The 5,368-nt window shown below is 63.6% G+C and carries 8 protein-coding genes; 5 read left to right on the forward strand and 3 right to left on the reverse strand.

Annotated features, from left to right (window positions below):
• The 4 genes from RBB16_RS20325 to RBB16_RS20340 form a co-directional block, all read left to right on the forward strand.
• A partial coding sequence (locus RBB16_RS20325) for a hypothetical protein (RefSeq protein WP_306047857.1) occupies positions 1-1,260 on the forward strand: 1,260 nt, incomplete at its 5' end.
• Positions 1,261-1,397: 137 nt separating this feature from the next.
• Positions 1,398-1,859, forward strand: a complete 462-nt coding sequence (locus tag RBB16_RS20330) for a hypothetical protein (protein ID WP_306047858.1) — start codon at positions 1,398-1,400, stop codon at positions 1,857-1,859.
• A 92-nt stretch (positions 1,860-1,951) separates the two neighbouring features.
• Positions 1,952-2,419 (forward strand): hypothetical protein, encoded by a 468-nt coding sequence (locus RBB16_RS20335; protein ID WP_071691844.1) that lies wholly within the window; start codon positions 1,952-1,954, stop codon positions 2,417-2,419.
• Between the two features lie 134 nt (positions 2,420-2,553).
• The gene (locus tag RBB16_RS20340; protein ID WP_306047859.1) at positions 2,554-3,348 is read left to right on the forward strand and encodes a hypothetical protein; all 795 of its coding nucleotides are present in this window, start codon (positions 2,554-2,556) and stop codon (positions 3,346-3,348) included.
• A gap of 128 nt (positions 3,349-3,476) precedes the next feature.
• Here RBB16_RS20340 and rplI read toward each other — a convergent pair whose 3' ends face one another.
• The 3 genes from rplI to rpsF are packed head-to-tail and all read right to left on the reverse strand — an operon-like array spanning position 3,477 to position 4,720.
• Complete coding sequence (gene rplI / locus RBB16_RS20345; RefSeq protein ID WP_306047860.1) at positions 3,477-4,103, reverse strand: 50S ribosomal protein L9; 627 nt, start codon at positions 4,101-4,103, stop codon at positions 3,477-3,479.
• Positions 4,104-4,116: 13 nt separating this feature from the next.
• Entirely contained in the window at positions 4,117-4,344 is a 228-nt protein-coding gene (gene rpsR, locus RBB16_RS20350) for a 30S ribosomal protein S18 (protein WP_071691846.1), read from the reverse strand.
• A 22-nt stretch (positions 4,345-4,366) separates the two neighbouring features.
• Positions 4,367-4,720, reverse strand: a complete 354-nt coding sequence (rpsF, locus tag RBB16_RS20355; protein ID WP_071691847.1) for a 30S ribosomal protein S6 — start codon at positions 4,718-4,720, stop codon at positions 4,367-4,369.
• 353 nt (positions 4,721-5,073) lie between these two features.
• On the opposite strand from rpsF, the gene RBB16_RS20360 reads away from it, so the two are divergent.
• Positions 5,074-5,368 (forward strand): hypothetical protein (locus RBB16_RS20360; protein WP_306047861.1); only part of this gene is annotated, 295 nt, incomplete at its 3' end.

The following is a 5,368-nucleotide window of genomic DNA, read 5'->3' on the forward strand; positions in this document are numbered from 1 at the left end:
AACACGAACATCTCGTCCTGTGGCGTGGGTGGTCGTGGCTATGCCAACCCGACCCCGCATTATTCCTACATGCTGTCGGGGATGGAGAACTATGGCCGCCTCGAGATCGAAGTGACCAGCGCGTCCTGTGACACCACTCTGCTGGTGAACACGCCGGATACCACCTGGTATTTCGACGATGACAGCCGGGGCAACCTGCAGCCGCTGCTGAACATCCCGTCCTCGGCGTCGCTCAATGGTCGTCTGGATCTGTGGGTGGGCACCTATAATGGCAACTCCTGCCCGGCCACGGTTGAGCTGGAAACCTGGCACAACGCCGCGACTCCGGCACCTGCCCCCGCTCCGGCACCGACCCCGACGCCCGCACCGGCCCCGCAGCCCGCTGGTGGATGCCCGACCTGGGCGCAGCCCGGCCAGATGGTCTACATCACCGGCCAGCAGCTCTACAGCCCGACCAGCTACAACGTGCAGGCCGGTGGCAACACGAACATCTCGTCCTGTGGCGTGGGTGGTCGTGGCTATGCCAACCCGACCCCGCATTATTCCTACATGCTGTCCGGGATGGAGAACTATGGCCGTCTGGAAATCGAAGTGACCAGCGCGTCCTGTGACACCACGCTTCTGGTGAACACGCCGGATACCACCTGGTATTTCGACGATGACAGCCGGGGCAACCTGCAGCCGCTGCTGAACATCCCGTCCTCGGCGTCGCTCAATGGTCGTCTGGATCTGTGGGTGGGCACCTATAGCGGCACGTCCTGCCCGGCCGTGGTGGAACTGGAGACCTGGCACAACGCCGCGACTCCGGCCCCTGCGCCGACGCCGACCCCGACGCCCGCACCCGCTGGCGGATGCCCGTCCTGGCAGCAGCCCGGTCAGATGATCTACATCACCGGCCAGCAGCTCTACAGCCCCACGAGCTACAACGTGCAGGCCGGTGGCAGCACCAACATCTCGTCCTGTGGCGTGGGTGGTCGTGGCTATGCCAACACCAACCCGCACTACTCGTTCATGCTGTCCGGTATGGAAAGCTATGGCCGCCTCGAGATCGAAGTGACCAGCGCCTCCTGTGACACCACGCTTCTGGTGAACACGCCGAACACCACCTGGTATTTCGACGATGACAGCCGCGGCAACCTGCAGCCCGAGCTGAACATCCCGTCCTCGGGTGCTCTGAACGGTCGTCTCGATCTGTGGGTGGGTACCTATAACGGGACCTCCTGCCCGGCGGTGGTCGAGCTGGAGACCTGGTACAACTAAGACCAGGCACAGATAAGGGCAGGGGCCACCTTTCGGGGTGGCCCTTTCCCCCTCAGGGCTCCGACGCGGTTTTCATGCAGATCGGGGCAGACAGACACACCGGGGCAATTATTGCCTGCCATACCCGGAGATTGACGATGAAACCTCTTTTTCTAGCCGCAACCCTGACGCTTGCCGCCGCCGCTGCCGCGCAAGCCTGTCCGGATTATCGAATGGGGGGCGATGTGGATTACGGCTATACCGGCGATATCCTGACCCGCGCGCGCGAATACAGCGTGCAGGTCGGCACCGACTATGCATTGGCAAGCTGCGGCATTCAGTATCCCGGATACGTTTCTGCCGCGCCGACCATGTCCTTCCGCCTGGCCCGAATGGATCACTACCCGCTGGAGATTCGGGTCGAGGCCCCCTGCGATTCCGTCCTGCTGGTAAATGCTGCGGACGGGAGCTGGCACTATAACGATGACGGCCCTTACGGCCACAATCCAGAGATCAACCTGCGCGGATCGGCACTGTTGAACGGGCGCGTGGATATCTGGGTTGGCAGCTATGACGGGCAGACATGCTATGGGGATCTGATCCTCGAAACCGATGGCTGACAAAAAAATCACCGGATCGGCAAAAAAAGTGTAGACACGACACTAAGACTGATCTATACAGACTGTGCATGACAAATTAAGGAGTTATCCAGATGCGCACCATTCTTTCAGCTTTCCTTGTATTGATCTCGCTGACGGCAGCCGCCTCGGCGTGTCCGACCATCACCCAGGGCCGCCAGTCCTTCTCGGTGACCGGTCAGTACCTGTACACCCCCCGCTCCTACGGCGTGATCGCCGGCGGTGGCCAGTACCTCCGCAACTGCGGGTTCAACCACACCGGCTACGTGATCTCGCAGCCCGACTTCTCGTTCTACACCTCGGGCATGGCGCCTTATGGCCGTCTGGAGATCGAAGTGTCCCAGGCAGCCTGTGACACCGTCCTGCTGGTGAACTCGGCCAACGCCTCCTGGTTCTTCGACGATGATTCCGGCGGCTACCCGAACCCCCGCATCAACCTCTACGGCACGTCCAACACCCAGGGCCGCATCGATGTGTGGGTTGGCACCTACGGTCCCTCGACCTGCTCGGCCACGCTGGAAATGGAAACCTGGTACAACTGATCCAGGCTCTCCTCTGAATTGAGATTGGAAAGGCCGTCCCGCTGCGGCCTTTCCGCTTTCCCTGGCCCGCGCCCCGTTCGACGCCCGGCCATTTTCCCAAGCCCCGTTCACTGCCGATATGGGAGTTTCCCGACATGAAAACCCTGCTGACCTCTGCCGCCATCCTGCTCGCTGGAAGCGCCGCTGCGCTGGCTTGCCCCAGCTTCATGCAGCCCGGCCCGTCCTATGAATTCACCGGCGACATGCTGACCACGCCGCAGACCGCCCCGACGATCGCGGGCGGCCAGTTCTCGGTCCAGGCCTGTGGCCTGCCCGGTCTGGGCTATGCCAATGCCGTGCCCACCTATTCGCTGATCCTGAGTGGCATGGACAATTACGCGCTGGACATGAGCGTCGTGTCCGAATGCGACGCCACTCTGCTGGTCAACACCGTCAACACCACCTGGCTCTTTGACGACGATTCCAACGGCAACCTCGATCCGCGCATGACCGTGTCCGGTGCTGAAAATCTCAATGGCCGCGTGGATGTCTGGGTCGGGACCTATGGCGGCAACAGCTGTAACGCTCAGCTGACCATCCAGACGATGCCCGTCGCAGGCGGCGCTGCCCCCGCACCGGGTGGCGGCTTTGCCCCGGCCGATACGCCTGCACCGGCCCCTGCGCCCGCACCGGCCCCTGCGCCCGCTCCGGCACCTGCACCTGCACCTGCACCCGCGCCTGCACCCGCGCCTGCACCTGCGCCCGCTCCGGCGCCTGCACCGGCACCTGCACCTGCGCCCGCTCCGGCCCCTGCACCTGCACCTGCCCCTGCACCGGCACCGGCACCCGCTCCGGCACCTGCGCCTGCTCCGGCACCGGCCCCGGCCCCCGCGCCTGCACCTGCACCTGCGCCCGCTCCGGCACCGGCTCCGGTGGACGACGGAAAATAAGCCCACGCGGCCACATCACATCGAAAGGTCCGCCCCGAAAGGAGCGGGCCTTTTTCTTTGCCGCGTCCGGCACAAAAAAACCGCGCCCCGAAGGGCGCGGTCATCACTGTCCCCGAAGGGGAGACGGATCAGGCTTCTTCCGAGCCGTCTTCCGATTCTTCGGTGGCGGGGGCTGCGTCGCCCGCGTCATCGTCCAGGGCGGCAGAGCCGATATCGTCGAACAGCTCGGCAATCTCGAACTCGGCAGCGGCTTCCGCTTCGGCAGCCAGTTCCTGGATCGACTTGCCGGAGGCCTGAAGTTCGGCTTCCTCGACCGAGCGGGCCACGTTCAGTTCGATCTCGACCTCGACCTCGGGGTGCAGGTTCACCAGAACGGTGTGCAGACCCAGTTCCTTGATCGGGCGGGTCAGGGCGACCTGCTTGCGATCGAGCGAGAAGCCGGCCTCGGTGGCGGCATCGGCAGCGTCACGGGTGGTGACGGAGCCGTAAAGCGCGCCGGAATCAGAGGCCGAGCGGATCACGATGAACTGCTGACCACCAAGGCGGCCGGCCAGATCCTCGGCTTCCGCCTTGGTTTCCAGGTTGCGCGCTTCGAGCTGCGCTTTCTGGGCTTCGAAAGCATCGATGTTGCTTTGGTTGGCGCGGAGCGCCTTGCGCTGCGGCAGCAGGTAGTTGCGCGCGTAGCCTTCCTTGACGGATACTACATCGCCCATCTGACCAAGCTTGGCCACGCGTTCCAGAAGGATAACGTCCATTGGTCAGCTCTCCTTACTTGACGGCGTAGGGCAGCAGCGCCAGGAACCGGGCGCGCTTGATGGCGCGGGCCAGTTTACGCTGGTTCTTCGCCCCAACGGCGGTGATACGGGACGGCACGATCTTGCCACGCTCAGAGATGTAGCGCTGCAGCAGACGGGTGTCCTTGTAGTCGATCTTCGGCGCGTTCTCGCCCGCGAACGGGTCGGTCTTGCGGCGGCGGAAAAACGGTTTTGCGGCCATTTTGAAAGTCCTTCCCTATGGGTTAGCGGCGCTCGCGGCGACCGTCACGGTCGTCCCGCTTCTGCATCTGGGCCGAGGGGCCCTCGTCATGGGCGTCGACCTTGACGGTCAGGACGCGCATCACGTCGTCATGCAGGCGCATCAGGCGTTCCATTTCCTGAACGGCGGCCGACGGGGCGTCGGTGCGCAGGAAGGCATAGTGACCCTTGCGGTTCTTGTTGATCTTGTAGGCCATGGTCTTGACGCCCCAGTATTCGGAGCCGACGACAGAGCCGCCATTGTCCGACAGGATTGCGCCAAAATGTTCGATGAGCCCTTCGGCCTGCGCGTTGGACAGGTCCTGACGCGCGATCATCACATGCTCGTAGAGAGGCATGTCATCTCCAGTCTTGTTTCAAGGCGTGTTTCAAAGGCCGGGGCGTTGTCCTCCGCCCCCCGGACCACGAGAGACCACGCCGGTGCATAGGCAACGGCGGAGGAAGCCCGTCTTATAGACGGTTGCGGCAGGGGATCAAGGGGGATTCGGCTGCTGACGGCCCGGGGGTGTCCTGTCCGCGCGGCCAAGCCCGGATTGAGCGTCATTGAGCGTCCTGGCACGGAATGACCATCGGAGCGCCGCATTTTGTGCCCGGTTAGGCGGGTAAGTTCGACGCTACAAGTCCATTTCAGCGTTCAGTGGCTCGGATCATGCGTCGTGTGAAGCAGTTTGTCAGGAATGAAGGCGGGGCCGTGACCGTAGACATGGTGCCGCTGGTTTTCTTGACCGTGGCCCTTGCGCTGGTCGTTTCGGGCGAAATCATTTCCGGCGTTGCGGACGCATCGCGCGACACGGCGGATCATCTGGACGGCAATTCCATCATCGTGACCTCGTTCAACACGGGCGGGCAGGATCAGGGCGCAGGTGATTCCGACGGAACAGCGGGATCCGGCGGCTGGACCGGCGGGTCGAGCGCTGCGCAGGACGATGACACCGATGCGGAGGACGATGAGTCCGGTTCCGGGGAAGACGGGGCAGGGGGCGATG

This window comes from Nioella sp. MMSF_3534, from assembly GCF_030732985.1.
GTDB lineage: Bacteria > Pseudomonadota > Alphaproteobacteria > Rhodobacterales > Rhodobacteraceae > Nioella.

Excerpts from the sequence above, each read along its gene's own strand:
- rplI (WP_306047860.1), bottom strand. The coding sequence starts at position 4,103 with ATGGACGTTATCCTTCTGGAACGCGTGGCCAAGCTTGGTCAGATGGGC.
- RBB16_RS20335 (WP_071691844.1), top strand. The coding sequence starts at position 1,952 with ATGCGCACCATTCTTTCAGCTTTCCTTGTATTGATCTCGCTGACGGCA.
- RBB16_RS20330 (WP_306047858.1), top strand. The coding sequence starts at position 1,398 with ATGAAACCTCTTTTTCTAGCCGCAACCCTGACGCTTGCCGCCGCCGCT.
- RBB16_RS20340 (WP_306047859.1), top strand. The coding sequence starts at position 2,554 with ATGAAAACCCTGCTGACCTCTGCCGCCATCCTGCTCGCTGGAAGCGCC.
- rpsF (WP_071691847.1), bottom strand. The coding sequence starts at position 4,720 with ATGCCTCTCTACGAGCATGTGATGATCGCGCGTCAGGACCTGTCCAAC.
- rpsR (WP_071691846.1), bottom strand. The coding sequence starts at position 4,344 with ATGGCCGCAAAACCGTTTTTCCGCCGCCGCAAGACCGACCCGTTCGCG.